This window comes from Scandinavium manionii (assembly GCF_024764775.1).
Classification (GTDB): domain Bacteria; phylum Pseudomonadota; class Gammaproteobacteria; order Enterobacterales; family Enterobacteriaceae; genus Scandinavium; species Scandinavium manionii.
The window spans coordinates 194,493-216,255 of sequence record NZ_JALIGC010000037.1; the positions used below are offsets into that span (position 1 = coordinate 194,493).

At 56.1% G+C, this 21,763-nt stretch carries 18 protein-coding genes, 1 tRNA gene, 1 other RNA gene and 1 pseudogene; 10 read left to right on the forward strand and 11 right to left on the reverse strand.

The window, feature by feature from the left end:
* Positions 1 to 32 precede the first annotated feature (32 nt).
* Both MUU51_RS10710 and MUU51_RS10715 read right to left on the reverse strand, forming a co-directional pair.
* Positions 33 to 323, reverse strand: coding sequence for an HTH-type transcriptional regulator (locus MUU51_RS10710; RefSeq protein WP_159757253.1), 291 nt, complete (start codon positions 321 to 323; stop codon positions 33 to 35).
* Positions 324 to 634: 311 nt separating this feature from the next.
* The gene (locus MUU51_RS10715) at positions 635 to 2,002 is read right to left on the reverse strand and encodes an MFS transporter (RefSeq protein WP_258967736.1); all 1,368 of its coding nucleotides are present in this window, start codon (positions 2,000 to 2,002) and stop codon (positions 635 to 637) included.
* A 388-nt stretch (positions 2,003 to 2,390) separates the two neighbouring features.
* Between MUU51_RS10715 and MUU51_RS10720 the strand changes: the two genes are divergently transcribed.
* Positions 2,391 to 3,101 carry a DUF3053 domain-containing protein gene (locus tag MUU51_RS10720; RefSeq protein WP_159757259.1) on the forward strand — a complete coding sequence of 237 codons (711 nt, stop codon included), beginning with the start codon at positions 2,391 to 2,393 and terminating at the stop codon, positions 3,099 to 3,101.
* A gap of 40 nt (positions 3,102 to 3,141) precedes the next feature.
* Here the strand turns inward: MUU51_RS10720 and ghrB are convergent, their stop codons facing one another.
* From ghrB to MUU51_RS10750, 6 genes are all read right to left on the reverse strand, one after another.
* Positions 3,142 to 4,113, reverse strand: coding sequence for a glyoxylate/hydroxypyruvate reductase GhrB (gene ghrB, locus MUU51_RS10725; protein ID WP_258967737.1), 972 nt, complete (start codon positions 4,111 to 4,113; stop codon positions 3,142 to 3,144).
* Positions 4,114 to 4,134: 21 nt separating this feature from the next.
* Positions 4,135 to 5,415 carry an MFS transporter gene (locus tag MUU51_RS10730; RefSeq protein WP_159769239.1) on the reverse strand — a complete coding sequence of 427 codons (1,281 nt, stop codon included), beginning with the start codon at positions 5,413 to 5,415 and terminating at the stop codon, positions 4,135 to 4,137.
* Positions 5,416 to 5,519: 104 nt separating this feature from the next.
* The gene (locus MUU51_RS10735) at positions 5,520 to 6,464 is read right to left on the reverse strand and encodes a sugar kinase (RefSeq protein WP_159769242.1); all 945 of its coding nucleotides are present in this window, start codon (positions 6,462 to 6,464) and stop codon (positions 5,520 to 5,522) included.
* A 2-nt stretch (positions 6,465 to 6,466) separates the two neighbouring features.
* Complete coding sequence (locus MUU51_RS10740) at positions 6,467 to 7,213, reverse strand: sugar phosphate isomerase/epimerase family protein (RefSeq protein WP_258967738.1); 747 nt, start codon at positions 7,211 to 7,213, stop codon at positions 6,467 to 6,469.
* A 109-nt stretch (positions 7,214 to 7,322) separates the two neighbouring features.
* Positions 7,323 to 8,339, reverse strand: coding sequence for a LacI family DNA-binding transcriptional regulator (locus MUU51_RS10745; protein WP_159769248.1), 1,017 nt, complete (start codon positions 8,337 to 8,339; stop codon positions 7,323 to 7,325).
* A 134-nt stretch (positions 8,340 to 8,473) separates the two neighbouring features.
* Positions 8,474 to 9,136 (reverse strand): OmpA family lipoprotein, encoded by a 663-nt coding sequence (locus MUU51_RS10750; protein WP_159769251.1) that lies wholly within the window; start codon positions 9,134 to 9,136, stop codon positions 8,474 to 8,476.
* A gap of 167 nt (positions 9,137 to 9,303) precedes the next feature.
* Here MUU51_RS10750 and MUU51_RS10755 point away from each other — a divergent pair, with 167 nt between their 5' ends.
* On the forward strand, positions 9,304 to 11,637 hold the full coding sequence (locus MUU51_RS10755) for a molybdopterin guanine dinucleotide-containing S/N-oxide reductase (RefSeq protein WP_159769254.1): 2,334 nt from the start codon (positions 9,304 to 9,306) through the stop codon (positions 11,635 to 11,637).
* On the opposite strand, the gene MUU51_RS10760 is transcribed toward MUU51_RS10755, so the two are convergent.
* Together MUU51_RS10760 and tag are read right to left on the reverse strand one after the other, a co-directional pair.
* Positions 11,606 to 12,046, reverse strand: a complete 441-nt coding sequence (locus tag MUU51_RS10760) for an N-acetyltransferase (RefSeq protein ID WP_258967739.1) — start codon at positions 12,044 to 12,046, stop codon at positions 11,606 to 11,608. The two genes, MUU51_RS10755 and MUU51_RS10760, sit on opposite strands and share 32 nt — an antisense overlap.
* Entirely contained in the window at positions 12,024 to 12,605 is a 582-nt protein-coding gene (gene tag / locus MUU51_RS10765; protein WP_159769259.1) for a DNA-3-methyladenine glycosylase I, read from the reverse strand. Before tag ends, MUU51_RS10760 begins: the two co-directional genes overlap by 23 nt.
* 142 nt (positions 12,606 to 12,747) lie before the next feature.
* Between tag and MUU51_RS10770 the strand changes: the two genes are divergently transcribed.
* From MUU51_RS10770 to MUU51_RS10790, 5 genes are all read left to right on the forward strand, one after another.
* On the forward strand, positions 12,748 to 13,458 hold the full coding sequence (locus MUU51_RS10770; RefSeq protein ID WP_159769262.1) for an autotransporter domain-containing protein: 711 nt from the start codon (positions 12,748 to 12,750) through the stop codon (positions 13,456 to 13,458).
* A 232-nt stretch (positions 13,459 to 13,690) separates the two neighbouring features.
* Positions 13,691 to 14,893 carry an L-lactate MFS transporter gene (locus MUU51_RS10775; RefSeq protein ID WP_159464807.1) on the forward strand — a complete coding sequence of 401 codons (1,203 nt, stop codon included), beginning with the start codon at positions 13,691 to 13,693 and terminating at the stop codon, positions 14,891 to 14,893.
* Positions 14,894 to 15,137: 244 nt separating this feature from the next.
* Positions 15,138 to 16,820, forward strand: a complete 1,683-nt coding sequence (gene eptB / locus MUU51_RS10780) for a kdo(2)-lipid A phosphoethanolamine 7''-transferase (RefSeq protein WP_159769265.1) — start codon at positions 15,138 to 15,140, stop codon at positions 16,818 to 16,820.
* Between the two features lie 89 nt (positions 16,821 to 16,909).
* Positions 16,910 to 16,986: transfer RNA gene (locus MUU51_RS10785), tRNA-Pro, on the forward strand.
* A 34-nt stretch (positions 16,987 to 17,020) separates the two neighbouring features.
* A non-coding RNA gene (locus tag MUU51_RS10790) (RtT sRNA) lies at positions 17,021 to 17,156 on the forward strand.
* Positions 17,157 to 17,284: 128 nt separating this feature from the next.
* On the opposite strand, the pseudogene MUU51_RS10795 reads toward MUU51_RS10790, so the two are convergent.
* A pseudogene (locus MUU51_RS10795) lies at positions 17,285 to 17,458 on the reverse strand (YybH family protein); the annotation flags it as partial.
* Positions 17,459 to 18,065: 607 nt separating this feature from the next.
* Between MUU51_RS10795 and dppA the strand changes: the two are divergent.
* From dppA to dppC, 3 genes are all read left to right on the forward strand, one after another.
* Positions 18,066 to 19,673 carry a dipeptide ABC transporter periplasmic-binding protein DppA gene (gene dppA / locus MUU51_RS10800; RefSeq protein WP_258967740.1) on the forward strand — a complete coding sequence of 536 codons (1,608 nt, stop codon included), beginning with the start codon at positions 18,066 to 18,068 and terminating at the stop codon, positions 19,671 to 19,673.
* 161 nt (positions 19,674 to 19,834) lie between these two features.
* Positions 19,835 to 20,854: a dipeptide ABC transporter permease DppB gene (dppB, locus tag MUU51_RS10805; protein ID WP_159769271.1), complete on the forward strand. Its 1,020-nt coding sequence runs from the start codon at positions 19,835 to 19,837 to the stop codon at positions 20,852 to 20,854.
* Between the two features lie 9 nt (positions 20,855 to 20,863).
* The gene (dppC, locus tag MUU51_RS10810) at positions 20,864 to 21,763 is read left to right on the forward strand and encodes a dipeptide ABC transporter permease DppC (protein ID WP_258967741.1); all 900 of its coding nucleotides are present in this window, start codon (positions 20,864 to 20,866) and stop codon (positions 21,761 to 21,763) included.

The following is a 21,763-nucleotide window of genomic DNA, read 5'->3' on the forward strand; positions in this document are numbered from 1 at the left end:
ACCCCCGCAATCGCGGGGGTAAAATAACAACGTTATTCCATAAGCTGTCTGCTTAATCGGGGATCGGCCTGGATCAGGCGCATCAACTTCAGCTCGGCAGGGGATGGTTTTTCTCGTCTCGATTCCCACTCATGTACCATCGCTACGCTGACGCCCATCGCTCGGGCAAAATCATCGATCTTCAAACCGGAGCCTTTACGCAGTTGCTCAAACTCGGTAAAGGCTGTGGGCTTTTGGGTCAGGGTCATTCTCTGTGAATCATCTTTGAAAACAATTTGTTCAAGACTGGAAAGCAGTTCGTACATAGGATCTTTATTTGTCATTGAGAACTCCTCTTTACCCGTCATACATCAAGCCACAGGCATGTTGTCCTGCAACTCGAATTATTTAGGGTATACATCTCACAGTGGGCACGTGAACAACAAAGAGCTTATTAAGAATAGTCAGTAAAAAGGGTGAGGGGTGGTCACAGGAGTGATTATTCGTGCGGTATCTTTTACGTGACCCGATTCAGCCTTTCGTATCAGTCGACTAATTATTTGATAAAGATACGGGAAAGTTATTCAGCACAATTTTTGTAAATCGTAAGTAAAAATGTGGCAAAAGGCGGGCGCTGACACCCGCCTTTTGCCCGTTAGGCCTTTTGTGTCGCCTTGCTAACTGGGGCGGCAGCGTTTTCAGCCGAGCGATCGGTTTTGGTCATGGCGTATTTCACCATCAGCGCGGTGGCGGACAGCAGCGCCGGGACCGCCAGCAGCATGAAGATGGTTTTAAACGACAGCTGCGCCTGCATCAGGAATACACCGCTGAACGCTCCGAGAATGCCGCCGAAGCGCCCAATGCCCAACATCCACGCCACGCCCGTGGCCCGGCCCTGAGTCGGATAGAACCCGGCCGCCAGCGCGGGCATGGAAGATTGTGCCCCGTTCATGATGCTGCCTGCGATGAATACCATCACGCCCATCAACACCAGGCTGCTGGTGGAAAACCCAACCAGGCAGACGAATATGCCGGTCAGCAACCAGCCCACCGCGACCACTTTATTCGGGTTAAATTTGTCCATCAGCGCCCCGAGTACCAGCACGCCAATTCCGCCGCCGAGTGGGAACAGGGCGGTGACGATCGAAGCCTGGCTCATGCTGGCGCCCGTTTCCCGGATAAGCAGCGGCAGCCAGCTGGTCAGTAAATAGAAAATCAGCAAGCCCATGAAGTAGGTCAGGCACAGCATGACCGTGCCGAGCGCGTAGCGTGGCGAGAAAATCACACCCAGCGCCGATTTATCCTGAACGCCACCCGCTTCGTGCAGCACAAAGCGCGTGTCGGTAGCGATCGGAGCAATGCGACGCAGAATGGTCGCTACCTGCTGCTGAGATTTGTTTTTCGCTACCAGATAACGCACCGATTCCGGCAGCAGGAAAATCAGCACAACGGCCAGCACCAGCGGCATCACGCCGCCGAGGATCAGCACGCTTTGCCAGCCATACTGCGGAATTAACCACGCGGAGATAAACCCACCGAGCGAGGAACCAATCGGGAAACCGACGAACATCAGATTCACCAGCAAAGAGCGGCGGCGTTCCGGGGCATATTCGCTCATCAGCGTGGCGGCGTTTGGCATTGCGGCACCGAGGCCAAGCCCGGTGAGGAAGCGCAACAGCGTCAACTGGTTGAGGCTGGTGGCCGCGGCGGTCATCAGGCTGAAGCCGCCGAAAACCACAATGGAGAGGATCAGCACTTTTTTACGACCAATGCGGTCGGCCATTGGACCCGCGGTCAGCGCCCCGACAGCGAGCCCGACCAGCGCCGCGCTCATCACTGGGCCTAACGCAGATTTCTGCACGCCCCATTCCTGCACGAGGTCAGAGGCGATAAAGCCGATAATAGCGGTGTCAAAACCGTCCATCGCCACGGTAATGAAGCACAGCACGAGGATCATCCACTGGTATTTCGTGAAAGGATTCTCGTTGATAAAGGCCTGGATATCGGTTGTTGTCTTTGTCATATCGCGATTCCTGGGAGGTAAGTTGTGCGATTATCGAACGTAAATCCGTTAATCGTTCATCAATCAAACCATCAGGAGGCTTTTTCGACAACGTGCTGGCCGGGGGAAGCGTGCGATTATCGTACGCCAGGCTGACGTCAGTGCCACAAATCTGAAGAAAGGTGCATTAATTCATTTAGTTATAGTTATGAATTCCGGCGCTGGCAATATCATTAATTGTGATGTGGGCAACAAATAATTAACATCCTTTACGCGTGAGGAAAGTGTGCGACTTTTCCTAATGCGAATGAAGGAAAGTGTATCCTGCGAGGCTTGCGTCGACTATCCTTGTCAGCGTCAGGCACGTGTGTGCCAGTTTGCGCTTTTTTTTGGCTGAAGGAGTATGAAAATGGCGACAGGAAAGTCCTGCTCTCGCTGGTTTGCGTCTGTTGCGGCGTTATTGATGGTAGTTAGCCTGAGTGGGTGTTTCGATAAAGAAGGCGATCAGCGCAAAGCGTTCATCGACTTCCTGCAAAATTCTGTGATGCGTAGCGGCGAACGTCTGCCAACGCTGACCACCGATCAGAAAAAACAATTTGGTCCGTTCGTTTCCGATTACGCCGTGATTTACGGTTATTCTCAGCAGGTGAGCCAGGCGATGGATGCTGGTTTGCGTCCGGTTGTAGACAGCGTGAATGCGATTCGTGTGCCACAGGATTACATGACTCAGCGCGAACCGCTTCGTCAGGCTAATGGCGCCTTGGGCGTGTTGAGCCAGCAGCTGGAAAACGCCAAAATGCAGGCGGACGGTGCGCATTCGGCACTGAAACAGGCTGACGATCTGAAGCCGGTTTACGACCAGGTTTACAACAAAGTCGTGACCCTGCCAGCGAACGCAATGCAGCCGCTGATCCCTGCCGCACAGATCTTCACCCAGCAGCTGGTGCAGATTGGTGATTTCGTGGCACAGCAAAATACGCAGGTAAGCTTCGTGGCCAACGGAATTCAGTTCCCGACGTCTCAGCAGGCGAGCCAGTACAATACGCTGATTGGCCCTCTGGCCGCTCAGCACCAGGCGTTTAATCAGGCCTGGAGCGCGGCGGTTAACGCCACGCGTTAAGCATGAAAACCGGGTGGCGTCCTGTCACCCGGTCTCTTTCTCATTGCACCTGCGGGTTCACGCAGTTCTTCTCAATCTTTCCGTTTAACGCATCAATCAGATTATCGACCGCCGTGGCCGCCATGTTGTAACGCGTCTCATGGGTGGCAGAACCGATATGCGGCAGCGCCACGACGTTGGGCAGCTTGAGCAATTCTGACGCAACCGACAGCGGTTCCTGCTCGAATACATCCAGACCCGCCGCATGGATTTCGCCTGCCTTTAACGCGGCGACTAACGCGTTTTCATCCACTACCTGGCCACGTCCGGCGTTAATGAAAATGGCCGACGACTTCATTTTGGCGAACTCGGCGGCGCCGAACAGATGACGGGTTTCGTCGGTCAGCGGCAGGATAGAACAGACAAAATCAGCTTCCTGGAGCAGGGTGTCGAGGTCGCAATGGCGCGCGTTAAAGCGTTCATCCGCCTCTTTATGTTGACGACGCGCGTTGTACAAAACCGGCATACCGAAACCGAAATGCGCGCGCTGCGCCAGCGCCAGGCCAATGCGGCCCATCCCGACAATACCAATGGTTTTGTGGTGCACGTCGGTGCCAAACCAGTCCGGGCCAATGCCTTTGGTCCATTCGCCGGCTTTCACGCGTTCGGCCACTTCGACCACCCGGCGCGCGCTGCTCAGGATCAACGCCATCAGCGTATCGGCCACGGTTTCGGTCAGGGCGGCCGGGGTGTGCATCAGCAAAACGCGGCGGGCATTCAGCGCATCGACATCGAAATTGTCGTAGCCGACGGAAATGGTGGAGGTGGCGCGCAGGGCGGGCATGTTATCCAGCAGCGCGGCGTCCACTTTTTCGCTTGAGCCAAGCAGGCCCACGGCATTTTTGAATGCGTCTGCGTGATTCTGAACGGTATCCGCGTCCAGGTTCGGCATTTTTGTGACCGAAAAATGGGCCTCAAGGCGGCGTTGCAAATCGTCAGGTAATGATTTGTAGAGAATAACGGACGGTTTCATTCCTTTCTCCAGATAAAGGGTTTAAGCGTGGCGTGCGCCGACGGGAAGCTTCTGATTATTAGCAGGCTTAACAATTAAAGTCAGCCACACTGAGACGAAAAGTGCCACCCCCATAAATATGTAGGAGGCAGACGGCGTGCCGGTTGCGCCGTTGAGGTAGCCGACAAACCAGGAGCCGAAGAACGAGCCGAGCGCCCCCATGCTGTTGATCAGCGCCATCGCGCCACCGGCCACGTTACGCGGCAACATCTCCGGCACAATGGCGAAGAACGGCCCGTATGGGGCGTACATCGCGGCACCGGCAATCACCAGCAGGCTGTAGGAAATCCAGAAGTGATCGGCCCCGACGGCCCAGGAACCGATAAATGCCAGGCCGCCAATCAGCAGCAATGGCCAGACGAACAGCTTACGGTTTTGCATCTTATCGGAGGCCCAAGAGGCGAGGATCATGGCGATGGTGGCGGCCAGATACGGCACCGCTGACAGCCAGCCCACTTCTACCATGCCTAAGTTTTCACCGCCGCTGCGGATAATGGACGGCAGCCACAGCACGAAGCCATACACCCCGATGCTCCAGGCAAAATATTGCAGGCACAGCAGAATGACGTTCCGCGAGCGGAAGGCTTCGCCATAGTTACGCACGGCTTTGATACCCTGCTGTTCCTGATTGAGCTGTTCCTGCAACGCAGATTTTTCCGCTTCAGACAGCCAGCCCACCTGCGCAGGTTTGTCTTTCACCAGCACCCACCAACAGAAAGCCCAAATCACCGCCGGGATACCTTCAAAGATAAACATCTCACGCCAGCCGAAGGACTGAATCAGATAGCCCGACACCACCGACATCCACAGCACCGTCACCGGGTTGCCGAGGATCAGGAAAGTGTTGGCGCGTGAGCGTTCTGATTTGGTGAACCAGTTGCTGATGTAAATCAGCATTGCCGGCATCACCGCGGCTTCGACCACGCCCAGAATAAAGCGGATCGCCGCCAGCATTGGGATATTACTGACCATCCCGGTCAGCGAGGCGCAGCCGCCCCACAGGATCAGGCACACAAAAATCAGTTTGCGCACGCTGCGGCGTTCGGCGTACATCGCACCGGGGATCTGGAAGAAGAAATAGCCGAGGAAAAACAGCGCGCCGAGCAGCGAGGACACACCTTTGGTGATGCCGAGGTCGTCGTTGATCCCCGCGGCGGAGGCGAATGAGAAGTTGGCGCGGTCGAGATACGCCAGGCTGTAGGTGATAAACACGATGGGCATGATGTACAGCCAGCGCTTCGTGGCAGGATTTGAACGGTTCATAAGCGTGCCTCTGTTACTGAGGAAATGGCTACCGCGGTATGTAGGGTACAGGGTAGCGTTGTTTGGGTGTTTCGGTTGCTGCCGTCCGGTGTGTGGTAAAGGGATTACCCGGCCTCGCCGAGCGCTTCCCGGGTGGGTAATCCTTCGCTGTCGCCCTGGACCTGAATCGCCAGCGAGCCAATTTTGTTACCGCGCGCGACCGCCTGCGACAGGGTTTTGCCTTCCAGCAGTGCGCTGATCGTGCCAACCGCGAAGCCATCGCCTGCGCCCACGGTATCGACGACGTTTTCCACCTTTTCGGCGGTTACGCTGCCATGCTCGCCATCCGCGCTTTGGTACCACGCGCCGTCGGCCCCGGTTTTAATCACCACCGCTTTTACGCCACGGCTCAGGTAAAAATCAGCAATGCCTTCCGGCGTGCGCTGTCCGGTCAAAATAAGTCCCTCTTTCAGCCCCGGTAATACCCAGTCGGCCTGGCAGGCGAGATGATTCAGTTTCTCGACCATTTCCGCTTCGCTTTTCCACAGCACCGGCCGCAGGTTTGGGTCAAAAGAGAGCGTTTTCCCGGCGCGTTTCATGGCATTCGCTGCGTGATCGAGCAGTTCGTAGGCGCTGCCAGATAACGCGGCCGCCACGCCGCTGAGGTGCAAATGACGGGCTGACAGAAAGTGCGCGGAATCGAAATCGTCTTGGCTGAGATGGCTGGCGGCGGAGCCTTTGCGGAAGTATTCCACAATGGGATCGGTTCCATTTTCGACTTTGGATTTCAGCTGAAAACCGGTCGGATAACGCCCGTCGACGGTGACGCCTGCGCTATCAATGCCTTCCTGTTTGAGCGAGTCCAGCACGAACTCGCCGAAGCTGTCATCGCCTACCCGGCTGACCCAGCTGACGTTTAGTCCGAGGCGCGCCAGACCGGTAGCGACGTTTAGCTCTGCCCCGGCCACGCGTTTGATAAATGACTCAACCTGGCTGAGCGGCCCGGTTTTCTGGGCGACAAACATCGCCATGGCTTCACCGATAGTGATCACATCCAGTGTCTGATTCATGCTTATTCCTCGCGTAACCAGCGAACATAGCGACGGGTGACGGCCACCAGATCGTCGCCTTCAAGCGGAAATTCGATGCCGCGCGGTACGTTGTCAGGCAAGGCGTTGAGCAGGGCGGCCCAGCGCGGGTGGTCGTCCGGGGTTATTGCCCGCCAGCCGTCATGGTGCGGTTCGGCGGCTTTGACGTGAACGTATCCCACGCTCGGAGCCAGCCGCTGTGCGGCCTGTTCCGGGGAATCGCCCAGCCACAGCCAGTTGCCCATATCAAACGTCAGACGAATCGGTAACGCATGTACGCGTACGGCGGCCTGGAAGCGCTGCATCGGGGCCAGTTTGCCGCAGTCTGTCTGGTCGTTTTCAATCACCAGCGCCACCGGGCTGTTGGTCAGAATGGCGCGCAGAGTTTCCAGCGCGGCAGGCTGCGTGAAATGACCCAGAGAGAGTTTCAGCCAGGCGGCGTTCAGAGCCTGGGTTTCCAGAAGCAATGAGCGGAGATTGGGATTCAGGCTGCCGTCGGTTTCAAACAGCCCTTCCGGCGCGGAATAGCAGGCCATCAGGTTGTGCTGAGAGATGTCAGCCGCCAGCTGTGGCAGGGTGTCGATCTCCTGCGGAGTAAACAGTTCTCGGCGGATTTCGACGCCGTCGGCGCCTGCCGCCGCAATGATGGACAGCACGCCGCGCTGCCCTCCGAGGGTCATCACGCGGTCGCGGCCATAGGCGGCGGTTACGACGATGATTTTTCTTGCCATCCGGGACTCCAGAACGAAATAAGAGTGGGTTTCTCTGTATTACGCTAGATGGAACCGGTTCCAAAGAAAAGGCGGCGTTGTCTAATTTATGATCGTCATCACAGGGGAATTAGCGGCTGGTGGATCCCCGGACGATCAGTTCGCCGGAGAAAACCTGTTCGCGGATCGGGTCGCTGCTGCCTTCGATCCGGCGCACCACCTGCTCTACGGCGGCATAGCCGATTTTCCAGGTAGGCTGTTTGAGCGTGGTAATACCCACACCTGCCAGCTCTGCCCATTCAAGTTCGTCAAAACCGAGCAGGCCGATATCGCTGCCCCAGTGCAGACCAAGGCGTTTGAGCGACCGCGCCACCTGCAGCGTCAGTGCGCCGTTGGCGGAAATCACGGCTTTGCGCATTCCGCGATGGGTAGCGTGGAATTGACGCAGCGCGTTATCGATGAGTGCGCCGTCGTTCAGTGGCACTTCGGCGTTTTCGGCGCTGATGCCCGGATAGCGGGCCAGCGTGGTGCGGTAGGCGGCCAGGCGTTCGCGTCGGGTGTTGACGCTCCCGAGCGGTTCGCTGAGAAACAGCAGGGCTTCAAACCCTTGATCGACGAGGTGTTCGGTGGCGGTAGTGGCGGCCTGGGTGTTATCCAGTCCGACTACGTCGCAGGCAAAATCCGGAATTTTTCGGTCAATAAGCACCATCGGCAGGGCCGACTGTTGCAGGCGACTCAGGCCTTCTTCGTGCATTCCCACGGCATTAACCACAATCCCTTCCACCTGGTAACTGCGCAGTAAATCGAGATAGTGTCGTTCCTGATCTACTTCGTTATTGGTGTTACACACCAGCGGCGTAAACCCCTGTTCGCGACAGGCGGCTTCGATCCCGCTTAATACGTTGACGGAATAGGGATTAGTGATATCGGCGATGATAAGTCCAATAAGGCGAGTGCGGCCATGCTTCAGGCCCCGCGCCATCAGGCTTGGACGATAGTCGAGTTCGGCAATAGCGTGTTCGATTCGCGCCAGAAGGGCATCTGAAAGTAGATGCTTTTCGCCGTTAAGATAACGCGAAACGCTGGTCTTACCCGTTTTTGCCGCTTTCGCTACGTCGCTGATGGTGGCTCGCGCCTTGTTCGCCATGAGGGCTTCCTTCACCTGAATGTGTGAACACCTTAGCGCGAAAATAAGCGATGGCAAGCCGTTAATGCTGGTGCTGGCGGGTGTTTTCGTCGCAAGCGTTGGCCGGGGCGGCGAAACCCTCCCCGGCACAACGATTACTGCAGCGGGCTGAGGGTGATTTCTACGCGACGGTTCTGCGCTTTCCCTTCGGCGGTGCTGTTGCTGGCGATGGGATTCGCTGGCCCCATTCCGCTGGTGCGGATGCGGTTCGCGGTGACGCCCTGGGTGATAAGGGAGCTGGCTACTGAATCGGCACGCTGCTGGGACAGACGCATGTTCAGCTCCTGGCCGCCGGTGCTGTCGGTGTAGCCGACCACGTTAACTGCGGTTTTTTCGTACTCTTTCAGCACCATCGCCACGCCGGTCAGGGTGTTGGCCCCGGCCGGTTTCAGGTTGGCGCTGCTGCTGTCGAAGGTGACGTTATTCGGCATGTTCAGCACGATGTTGTCGCCATTACGGGTGACGCTGACGCCTGTGCCCTGCATTTTTTCGCGCAGCTTGGCTTCCTGCACATCCATGTAATAACCGACGCCACCACCAACGGCTGCGCCTGCTGCGGCGCCGATCAATGCGCCTTTGCCGCGATCGTGTTTGGAGGAAGAGAGCATGCCGATACCCGCTCCCGCCAGTGCGCCAATACCCGCACCAATGCCGGATTTTCCGGCTTCACGTTCACCGGTGTAAGGGTTGGTGGTACAGCCTGACAGGGCCAGCGCGCCGCTTACCATTGCAGCAATCATGATTACGCGTTTTTTCATCTTCTTTCCTTAATCCTTTATATTCTTTGCCAGCGCAAACGTGGCGGTTGATTATGACGCCCGATTGTGAGGAAAATTCCAGAACGATCCGAAAATATGTAAATAAATGGAACGGTGATGAAAAAATCGCCGTCGTAACACCTGCATCCGTCAACCAGGAGCCTGTTTTGGCCAACTCATCTGCAACAAAAACCATTCTGACCGCCGCCCACTGGGGGCCCATGCTGGTCGAAACCGATGGCGATACCGTGCTGGCGTCTCGCGGTGCGCTTTCTGGAACCTTTGAGAACTCGCTGCAAAGCGCGGTACGCGACCAGGTGCACAGCAAAACGCGGGTGCGCTATCCGATGGTGCGTAAAGGTTTTTTGACCTCGCCGGACAGCCCACAGGGCGTGCGCGGGCAGGATGAGTTTGTTCGGGTGAGCTGGGACGAGGCGCTGGATCTGATTCATGCCCAGCATCAACGTATTCGCGAGACCCACGGCCCGGCGTCGATTTTTGCGGGTTCCTACGGCTGGCGCTCTAACGGCGTGCTGCACAAAGCGGCGACGCTGTTACAGCGTTACATGAGCCTGGCGGGCGGTTATACCGGGCATCTGGGGGATTATTCCACCGGCGCGGCGCAGGCGATTATGCCGTACGTGGTCGGCGGCAATGAGGTGTATCAGCAGCAGACCAGTTGGCCGCTGATTCTGGAACATACCGACGTGGTGGTGCTATGGAGCGCGAATCCGCTGAACACCCTGAAAATTGCGTGGAACGCCTCCGACGAGCAGGGTATGACGTTCTTCGATAAGCTGCGTAATAGCGGCAAGCGACTGATTTGCATCGATCCAATGCGTTCGGAAACCGTCGATTTCTTCGGGGAATCGATGGAGTGGTTGGCCCCACACATGGGCACCGACGTGGCGCTGATGCTCGGCATTGCCCATACGCTGGTGGAAAATAACTGGCACGATACGACGTTCCTGGAACGCTGTACTACCGGCTACGCCCAGTTCGCTGAATACCTGACCGGCGAGCGCGACGGCGTGGCGAAAACCGCCGAATGGGCGGCAGACATCTGCGGCATTGATGCGCCGAAAATCCGCGAACTGGCGGAGACTTTCCATCAAAACAGCACTATGCTGATGTCCGGTTGGGGTATGCAGCGCCAGCAGTTTGGCGAGCAGAAGCACTGGATGCTGGTCACACTGGCCGCCATGCTCGGCCAGATTGGCACACCGGGCGGCGGTTTTGGCCTCTCTTATCATTTCTCCAACGGCGGGAACCCAACCCGACGCGCGGCGGTGCTGGCCTCGATGCAGGGCAGCGTCGCCAATGGCACCGATGCGGTGGATAAAATCCCGGTGGCGCGCATTGTCGAAGCGCTGGAAAACCCAGGCGCGCCGTATCAGCACAACGGCATGGACAGGCACTTCCCGGACATCCGTTTTGTCTGGTGGGCGGGCGGTGCGAACTTTACCCATCATCAGGATACCAACCGCCTGATTCGCGCCTGGCAGAAGCCGGAACTGATCATTATCTCAGAGTGTTTCTGGACCGCCGCCGCACGCCATGCGGACATCGTGCTGCCGGCGACCACATCGTTCGAGCGCAACGATTTGACCATGACCGGGGATTACAGCAACCAGCATCTGGTGCCGATGAAACGCGTGGTCGCGCCACGGGATGAGGCGCGAGACGACTGGGAGGTGTTTGCCGAACTGAGCGAACGCTGGGAAGCGGGCGGGCGCGAGCGCTTCACCGAAGGCAAAAGCGATCTGGAGTGGCTGGAAACCTTCTATGAGATTGCCGGGCAGCGCGGCGCGAGCCAGCAGGTGACGCTTCCTCCGTTCCACCAGTTCTGGGAAGCCAATCAGCTGATTGAGATGCCGGAGAGCGAGCAGAACGCGAAGTTCATCCGTTTCGCCGCCTTCCGCGAAGATCCGCAGGCCAATCCGTTAAAAACCGACAGCGGAAAAATTGAAATTTATTCGCAGCGGATCGCCGGTTTCAATTACGCCGATTGCCCTGGACACCCGACCTGGCTTGAGCCGGACGAGTGGCACGGTAATGCGCAGGCAGGGCAGCTACAGCTGTTGTCGGCGCATCCGGCGCACCGTTTGCACAGCCAGCTGAATCACACGCGGCTGCGTGAGAAATACGCGGTGGCGGGGCGTGAGCCGCTGACGCTGCATCCTGAGGACGCGAAAGCGCGGGGCATTGCCGACGGCGACCTTGTGCGCGTGTGGAACGGGCGAGGGCAGGTTCTGGCGGGCGCGGTGGTGACAGAGGGCATTCGGCCAGGCATTATCTGTTTGCACGAAGGGGCGTGGCCGGATCTCGATAATCAGGCCGGGGGCATCTGTAAGAATGGCGCGGTAAACGTGCTGACCAAAGATCTCCCGAGCTCGAAGCTCGGCAACGGCTGTGCGGGAAATACTGCGCTGGCGTGGCTGGAGAAATACCATGGGCCAGCGCCCACGCTTACAGCATTCGATCCGCCTGCCAACGCATAATCCAGGTCGGCTGCCGGGTTTCATCCTGCCATGCGCTGTCCTGAATACGGAAACCCTGCGCATGGTAGAAATTCACCGCCCGGCTGTTTTTCTGGTACACCTCGAGGCTTAATTCCGGGTAGCGGTCGCAGACGTACGCGAGCAATCCCCGGCCAATGCCGCGTCCGATACAGGCGGGGGCGACAAACAGCGCGCCGACAAAGCGCTGGTCCATCACGCTGATAAACCCCTGTACCACGCCGTCTTCTTCCCACACCCACGTATGCGCGGCGGGCAGATACACGTCCCGCACCAGCGGTTCGCTCTCATGCCAGTAGCTTTCCTCGATAAAAGGATGCGCGAATATGGTGCTCTCCAGCCACAGCGTCAGCAGGGGCTGGCGGTCGCTACTTTGCCATTTGCGGATCATCGTCGCCTCCCGGATGGCAGAAACACGCGGTGACATGGTCGTTGACCAGCCCGCAGGCCTGCATAAAGGAGTAGCAGATGGTGGTGCCGACAAACTTAAAGCCGCGCTTTTTCAGCGCTTTTGCCAGTGCATCTGACGCGGGTGTGCTCGTGGGGATCTCGGCCAGCGTCGCGGGGTGCATGACCTGCGGATGGTTATCGACAAACGACCAGACGAAATCAGCGAACGGTTCACCGTTGGCTTCCATCGCCAGAAAGGCACGCGCGTTGCCGATGATGGCCTGAATTTTTCCGCGGTGGCGAATGATCCCGGCGTTGAGCACCAGTCGCTCTACGTCGGTTTCATCCATGGCCGCCACTTTTATCGGGTCGAAGTGGTGAAACGCGTCGCGATAGTTTTCACGTTTTTTCAGCACCGTTATCCAGGAAAGCCCGGCCTGCTGGCCTTCAAGGCAGATCATTTCAAACAGCTTTTGATTATCCCGCTGGGCCACGCCCCATTCGCTATCGTGATAGGCAATGTAAAGCGGGTCCTGACTTACCCAACCGCAACGTTCCATCTCACTCTCCCACTTTTTGATGTCGATGAAGAAATGTTCAACCTGCCTTGACGGCAGAAATAAAATGACAATATTTAGTAATACGCACTCGCGTAAAAAATCATAACAACAATGCCGGATTCGGCTCTTTCGGAGTCGCCAAATGATTATTAAAAGATGCAATGGCTACCGGGGGGGTATCTACCCGGCATCTGTTTTTTTGTGGATGTCTCTTGCGACATCAGCTTTCGCCTGGCAACAGGAATATATCGTTACTGACCCACAAAGTAATATGCCGGAACGCTATACCTGGGATAGCGATCACCAACCGCGTTATGACGACATTCTGGCGGAACGCATCAGCGCGACGCAAGTTCAGCCGGGTATGGCGATGAATCTACCCGATGATACCCCGCTGGATGCGACCCGTACGTTGAGCATGGTCTGGAATATTCCGTTGTCCGCCCTGTTCACGACCGGGCCGGTGGCGAGCTGGCATTATGATGGGTCTGCCACATCGACCTGGAATGAATTTGGCGACAGCGGGACCAGCACCACGGCGCTGACCGACCCGATGTGGCATGCCAGCAGCAGCACACTGGGCTGGCGCCTCGACTCGCAGCCGCTGTGGGGTGTGCATCCGTGGGCACAAATCAGCTACAACCAGCAGTTTGGCGATAATCAATGGAAGTCGCAGTCGGGCCTGAACCGCACCCCGACATCTACGCAGGACGGAAATTGGGTTGATGTGACCGTCGGGGCCGATATGCTGCTTAATCAGCACGTTGCGGCGTATGCGTCACTGTCCCAGGCCGATAATATGAGCGAAGGGGCCAATTATCTCTACATCATGGGATTGAGCGCCCGCTTTTAACATACCGTTATCGTCATTGATACATCTTCAATTCCATTTGTTCACAGTATTGGCGCGCTCTGTCGTGATAGTTAACACTAACTTTTCCCTCATTTTTATTTTGGCAATGTCATTCATTCTCCGCTCAGTGCATTTCATTCCGCACTGACGGCAGTTCATGCCTTTTTTAACCCTGCCTGAAATGCACTTCGTTATTTTAGCTGCAGTTAATTTTGATAAGGCATATACGCCCATGAATACTGCAATCCGTCCTTCTACCCGCTGGCTGACGCTGGTTGGAACCATCATCACCCAATTTGCACTGGGTTCGGTTTATACCTGGAGCCTGTTTAACGGCGCATTGTCCGCCAAGCTCGATGAGCCTATCAGCCAGGTTGCGTTTTCCTTCGGTCTGTTAAGCCTTGGTCTGGCGATTTCCTCCTCCGTAGCCGGTAAACTGCAAGAGCGTTTTGGCGTGAAGCGCGTCACCATGGCCTCCGGGATCCTGCTCGGTCTGGGCTTCTTCCTCACCGCACATGCGAACAATCTGATGATGCTGTGGCTGAGCGCCGGGGTGCTGGTCGGTCTGGCGGACGGGGCGGGTTATCTGCTGACGCTGTCCAACTGCGTGAAATGGTTCCCGGAGCGTAAAGGGCTGATTTCCGCGTTTTCCATTGGTGCGTATGGCCTGGGTAGCCTGGGCTTCAAATTCATCGACAGCCAGCTGCTGGCGAGCGTCGGCCTGGAAAAAACCTTTATCATCTGGGGCGCGATTGTGCTGGTGATGATTGTGTTTGGCGCAACGCTGATGAAAGATGCGCCGCTGCAGGAAGTTAAAACCACCAACGGCGTGGTAGAGAACGACTTCAGCCTGGCACAGTCAATGCGTAAACCACAGTACTGGATGCTGGCAGTGATGTTCCTGACGGCCTGCATGAGCGGTCTGTATGTGATTGGCGTCGCGAAAGATATTGCCCAGGGCATGGTGCATCTGGACGTGATGACGGCGGCGAACGCGGTCACCGTGATTTCCATCGCCAACCTGAGTGGCCGTCTGGTGCTCGGTATTCTGTCCGACAAAATTGCCCGCATCCGTGTTATCACCATCGGTCAGGTGATTTCCCTGGTCGGCATGGCGGCGCTGCTGTTTGCTCCGCTGAATGCGACGACTTTCTTCGCCGCGATTGCCTGTGTGGCCTTCAACTTCGGCGGCACCATCACCGTGTTCCCGTCGCTGGTGAGCGAGTTCTTCGGCCTGAACAACCTGGCGAAAAACTACGGCGTGATTTATCTCGGTTTCGGGATTGGTAGTATCTGCGGTTCGATCATTGCGTCCCTGTTCGGCGGCTTCTACGTGACCTTCTGCGTCATCTTCGCGCTGCTGATTCTGTCTCTGGCGCTGTCGACTACCATTCGTCAGCCAAATCGTGAAGTGTTTGAAGAGGCTCATGCCTGATATTGAACGGCATAATCCCTGCCGGTAACACATTCCTGCCATAACTCTTTCGATCCGGGCTATTATTTTTGTAAATATTGCCCGGATCACACTTCCTGACGACACTTTTTCTCTGCGCTATGGTCTACTCACTGCGCTTATAGACGTTTCTTATAACTGTTCCTTACGCGATTCCTTAATCTACTTACTGTCTTGCCGATAGCTAAGTCGGTTTTTTGTGCCCCTTTTCCCAGGGTTTGTTTGCATGAATTATATTAAATCTTTAACACAACAGCGGTTGTGCCTGTTCATCGCCTTGTATATCGGTCTGTTCCTTAACGGCGCGGTATTAGTGCGACGGCTGATGGGCTATCTTGAAAATCCCAGCGTAGTGAATGGCATTTTTGCCATCATCGAACTCTGCGGCTCGGTACTGGTGACGTTCTGTTTGTTACGTCTGCTCTCCATTTTGGGCCGCCGTCCGTGGCAGATCCTGACCTCGCTGGTGGTCATTATTTCCGTTGCCGCCAGCTACTACATGACCTTTATGAACGTGGTGATTGGCTACGGTATTGTGGCATCGGTGATGACCACCGACGTTGACCTGTCTAAAGAAGTGATCGGGCGTGGCCTGATGATGTGGACGGTGCTGGCGAGCCTCCCGCCGCTGTTCTTCATCTGGAGCAACCGTTGCCGCTATACGCTGCAACGCCAACTGCGTACCCGCGGGCAGCGAGTGCGTAACATCGCCGTGGTGGTGATGGCTGGCCTGCTGGTCTGGGCCCCGATCCGATTAATGGACCGTCACCAGAAACAGGTTGAGAAAACGTCTCAGGGCGATGCGCCGAGCTACGGTGGTATCGTCGCCAACTCCTATCTGCCGTCGAACTGGGTATCCGCCCTGGGCCTGTATGCCTGGGCGCAGGTCGATGAATCCTCTGACAGTCGTTCTCTGATTAACCCGGCGAAGAAATACACCTATGTGGCACCGGGTAAAGACCTGGATGACACCTACGTGGTGTTCATCATCGGCGAAACCACCCGCTGGGATCACATGGGTATTCTGGGCTATGACCGCAATACCACACCGAAGCTGTCGCAAGAGAAAAACCTGGTCGCCTATCGCGGCACGTCCTGCGACACGGCCACCAAGCTCTCACTGCGCTGCATGTTTGTGCGCGAGGGCGGCGCAGAGGATAACCCTCAGCGTACCCTGAAAGAGCAGAACGTGTTTGCGGTGTTGAAACAGTTGGGCTTTAGCTCAGACCTGTTCGCCATGCAGAGTGAAATCTGGTTCTACAGCAACACCATGGCTGACAACATTGCTTATCGCGAGCAGATTGGCGCCGAGCCGCGTAACCGGGGCAAAGACGTGGCGGACAAACTGCTGCTGCCGGAAATAGCGCAGTCGCTGGAAAGCCATCCGAACGGCAAGCATTTGATCATCCTGCACACCAAGGGCTCGCACTGGAGTTACTACCAGCGCTACACCCGCGATTTTGCAAAATGGCAGCCGGAATGCGTCGGCATCAACGACGAATGCAGTAAGAAGGAGATGATCAATGCCTATGACAACTCGGTGCTGTACGTCGATACCTTCATCAGTGACGTACTGGATCAGCTGCGCGACAAGAAGGCCATCGTCTTCTATGCTGCCGACCACGGTGAGTCGATCAACGAGAAAGAGCACCTGCACGGTACGCCGCGCATGCTAGCTCCGCCTGAGCAGTTCCGTGTGCCGATGCTGGTATGGATGTCCGATAAGTATCTGGAAAACCCGGCGCATCAGCAGGCGTTTACGCAGCTGAAAAAGGAAGCTGACATGAAGGTACCGCGTCGTCACGTGGAGTTGTATGACACCATCATGGGTTGCCTCGGATACACTTCGCCAGACGGCGGGATTAACGAGAACAACAACTGGTGTCACGTCCCGGCTAAAAGCCAGTAATGAGACGGCGAGTTTCTCGCCGATCGACAAGGCTTTTGCTGAAAAGGGATTGACGGGGTCGAATCGCAGCAGTAACATTCGGCCCGCATCGGCGAGTAGCGCAGCTTGGTAGCGCAACTGGTTTGGGACCAGTGGGTCGGAGGTTCGAATCCTCTCTCGCCGACCACATTCGAAAAAACCGCTCTTTTGAGCGGTTTTTTTACGTCTGTAGCCTGGAGAGGATGAAGAAGCTCCGGGGGAAGGAGGTTCGAGCCGAGCGAAGCGAGACCACGTTGCTTTAGCAACGGCCCGAAGGGCGAGGCCACGCAGTGGCGAGTTATCCTCTCTCGCCGACCACATTCGAAAAAACCGCTCTTTTGAGCGGTTTTTTTACGTCTGTAGCCTGGAGAGGTTGAAGAAGCTCCGGGGAAGGAGATTTGCGGCAGGTGTAGGCCCGTGCAAGCGAAGCACCGCCCGGCAATGAATTACCCTAACAGCTCCGTGCCATACGAATTATCAATCGTGCATAGCCAGCGTCCGTTATCTTCCTGGCGGAATACGTAAGTCGCACGGCGGGTGGTTTCGACAGGGATTCCGTCGTCGCCTGGAAAACGCAGCCTGGTTTCCATAATCACCAGCGCATTACCCGTGCCCTCGATTCCTCTGCTGTTTTTGAATGAACCTGCTTTCTCTACACTCGCACCATAACCGTCAAAAATCCTCACCATCCTCTCTTCGCATCGTCAGATAACCATTTTGTGACATTTTCCATTGTATTTTTCTATATTTGGTTAGCCTTTTTCTTGCGTTACTTATGGATAACCTCAGCATTTTCGCCTGTGCGTTTTAACGTTCACGCTATTAATCGCTCAGATTATCATCATTCCGCCAGAAATTTTTATCAATTTGCACAATTGTTAATCACTGGTTATTGCAAGGTGTGAAGATGATTGTGCTGCTGTTAAGCGCGTAGCATAAATTTCCCTGCTGAGAATACCCTTCAGAAGTTTTTTTAATCTTTGTCTGAGGATTCTCACCGTTGATGTAAATCCCGGTTACCTGTATTGACGTTTGCACATTCTGTTGACAGATTGTAGGGCATGAGGGGCATTTCAGGGAGGATCTGCGCTGCTACTCAGTCGCTCTTCTGAAAGGAATCTCCAACCCTTTTAACGCCTTCGGGCACAACCGACCAGACCGGGTAAAAAACATATAAAGGCCTGGCGGAAAAACACAACAAACAAACATCATATTTGGAGCAGAATAATGAGTATTTCCTTGAAAAAGTCAGGGATGCTGAAGCTTGGTCTTAGCCTGGTGGCGTTGACTGTGGCAGCAAGCGTGCAGGCCAAAACCCTGGTTTACTGTTCTGAAGGCTCGCCGGAAGGCTTTAACCCACAGCTGTTCACCTCTGGTACGACTTACGATGCAAGCTCCGTGCCTATCTACAACCGTCTGGTTGAATTCAAAACCGGCACCACGGAAATAATCCCAGGTCTGGCAGAGAAGTGGGATGTCAGCGCCGACGGCAAAACCTACACCTTCCACCTGCGCCCAGGCGTGAAGTGGCAGGACAACAAAGAGTTCAAACCGACGCGTGACTTCAACGCCGATGACGTCGTGTTCTCCTTCGATCGTCAGAAAAACGACAAAAACCCGTACCACAAAGTATCTGGCGGCAGCTATGAATACTTTGAAGGCATGGGCCTGCCAGACCTGATAAGCGAAGTGAAGAAAGTGGACGATAATACCGTTCAGTTCGTGTTGACGCGTCCAGAAGCACCGTTCCTTGCCGACCTGGCGATGGACTTTGCATCGATTCTGTCGAAAGAGTACGCAGACAACATGCTGAAAGCCGGCACGCCGGAGAAAATCGACCTGAACCCAATCGGTACCGGTCCATTCCAGCTGCTGCAGTACCAGAAAGACTCCCGTATTCTGTACAAAGCGTTCCCGGGCTACTGGGGTACCAAACCGCAGATCGACCGTCTGGTGTTCTCTATCACCCCAGATGCGTCCGTCCGTTACGCCAAACTGCAGAAAAACGAATGCCAGGTGATGCCGTACCCGAACCCGGCTGACATCGCTCGCATGAAGCAGGACAAAAACATCAACTTGCTGTCACAGGCGGGTCTGAACGTGGGCTACCTCTCCTTTAACACTGAGAAGAAACCGCTGGATGACGTGAAAGTTCGTCAGGCGTTGACTTATGCGGTGAACAAAGAGGCGATTATCAAAGCCGTTTATCAGGGGGCGGGCGTTGCTGCTAAGAACCTGATCCCACCAACCATGTGGGGCTATAACGACGATGTGAAGGATTACACCTACGATCCGGAAAAAGCCAAAGCGCTGCTGAAAGAGTCTGGTCATGCTGATGGTTTCAGCATTGACCTGTGGGCGATGCCGGTACAGCGTCCGTACAACCCGAACGCTCGCCGTATGGCTGAGATGATTCAGGCTGACTGGGCGAAAGTAGGCGTGAAAGCCAACATCGTGACCTACGAGTGGGGCGAATACCTGAAACGCGCCAAAGCAGGTGAGCATCAGACAGTGATGATGGGCTGGACCGGTGACAATGGGGATCCGGACAACTTCTTCGCCACCCTGTTCAGCTGTGCTGCGGCGAAAGATGGTTCCAACTATTCTCGCTGGTGCTACAAGCCGTTTGAAGACCTGATTCAGCCTGCTCGTGCGACTGAAGATCACAACAAGCGTATTGAACTGTACAAACAGGCTCAGGTAGTGATGCATGACCAGGCTCCGGCGCTGATCATCGCTCACTCCACCGTGTACGAGCCAGTGCGTAAAGAAGTCAAAGGCTATGTGGTTGATCCATTAGGTAAGCACCACTTCGAAAACGTCTCCATCGAATAATTAAAAATGTAAGGGGTACGTGAGTGCCCCTCTATGCCCGGCGACGCTGCGCCTGCACGGGCCTACGAATGTAGGTCGGGTAAGCGCAGCGCCACCCGGTAGTTGTGAGCAATACAGACGTGCTGTCGCCAGGCAGAACGTCATGAGAGAGAATCCGGGTTATGTTGCAGTTTATCCTCCGACGTCTGGGATTAGTCATCCCGACCTTTATCGGTATCACCCTGCTGACCTTTGCCTTTGTCCATATGATCCCGGGTGACCCGGTGATGATAATGGCCGGTGAGCGCGGTATTTCCCCTGAGCGTCACGCACAGCTTCTGGCTGCCATGGGCCTTGATAAGCCAATGTGGCAACAGTATCTCCATTATATCTGGGGCGTTCTTCACGGCGATTTAGGGATCTCGCTGAAGAGCCGTCTGCCAGTATGGGACGAATTCGTTCCGCGCTTTAAAGCCACGCTGGAACTCGGCGTCTGCGCAATGATTTTCGCCGTTGCGGTGGGCATTCCTGTCGGCGTGCTGGCTGCGGTTAAGCGTGGTTCTATCTTCGATCACACCGCCGTTGGCCTCGCACTGACCGGCTACTCAATGCCGATTTTCTGGTGGGGCATGATGCTCATCATGCTGGTGTCGGTACAGCTGAATCTGGCACCGGTCTCCGGGCGTATTGGCGATTCGGTGTTCCTTGATGACACGCTGCCGTTAACCGGCTTCATGTTGATTGATACCGCCATCTGGGGCGAACCGGGCAACTTCATCGATGCTCTGGCGCATATGGTGCTGCCTGCGGTGGTGCTGGGCACCATTCCGCTGGCGGTTATCGTGCGTATGACCCGTTCGGCGATGCTGGAAGTGCTCGGCGAAGACTATATCCGTACCGCGCGTGCGAAGGGCCTGACCCGGATGCGCGTCATCATTGTGCATGCGCTGCGTAATGCCATGCTGCCAGTGGTGACGGTTATCGGTCTGCAGGTCGGCACGCTGCTGGCGGGTGCGATTCTGACCGAAACCATCTTCTCCTGGCCGGGCCTTGGGCGCTGGCTGATTGATGCCCTGCAACGCCGTGATTATCCGGTTGTGCAAGGCGGGGTCCTGCTGGTCGCGACGATGATTATCCTCGTGAACCTGCTGGTCGACCTGCTGTACGGCGTGGTGAACCCGCGTATTCGTCATAGGAAGTAAGGGGCCATCATGTCACAAGTCACTGAAAATAAAGTTGCTGCACCGGTGCCAATGACCCCATTGCAGGAGTTCTGGCACTATTTCAAACGTAATAAAGGCGCCGTTGTCGGTCTGGTGTATGTGGTGGTGGTTATGCTCATCGCTATTTTTGCCAACGTCCTCGCGCCGTATAACCCGGCGGATCAGTTCCGTGATTCACTGCTGGCGCCACCGTTCTGGCAGGAAGGCGGCACGCTGTCGCATTTGCTCGGCACCGACGATGTCGGTCGCGACGTGCTTTCACGCTTGATGTACGGCGCGCGTCTGTCGCTGCTGGTGGGTTGTCTGGTGGTGGTGCTGTCGCTGGTACTGGGCGTCGTGCTCGGGCTGGTGGCGGGCTATTTCGGCGGCATTATCGATAACATCATCATGCGTATCGTCGACATCATGCTGGCCCTGCCAAGCCTGCTGCTGGCGCTGGTGCTGGTGGCGATCTTCGGTCCGTCCATCGGTAACGCCGCATTGGCGCTGACCTTTGTAGCCCTACCTCACTACGTGCGATTAACCCGCGCGGCGGTGATGGTGGAGGTCAATCGCGACTACGTAACCGCTTCTCGCGTGGCGGGTGCGGGCGCAATGCGCCAGATGTTCGTCAATATTTTCCCAAACTGCCTTGCGCCGCTGATTGTTCAGGCGTCGCTCGGTTTCTCGAACGCCATTCTCGATATGGCCGCTCTTGGCTTCCTTGGCATGGGTGCGCAGCCGCCAACACCGGAGTGGGGCACCATGCTCTCCGACGTGTTGCAGTTCGCGCAGAGCGCCTGGTGGGTCGTGACCTTCCCGGGTCTGGCGATCCTGCTTACGGTGCTGGCATTTAACCTGATGGGCGACGGTCTGCGTGACGCGCTGGATCCCAAACTGAAGCAGTAA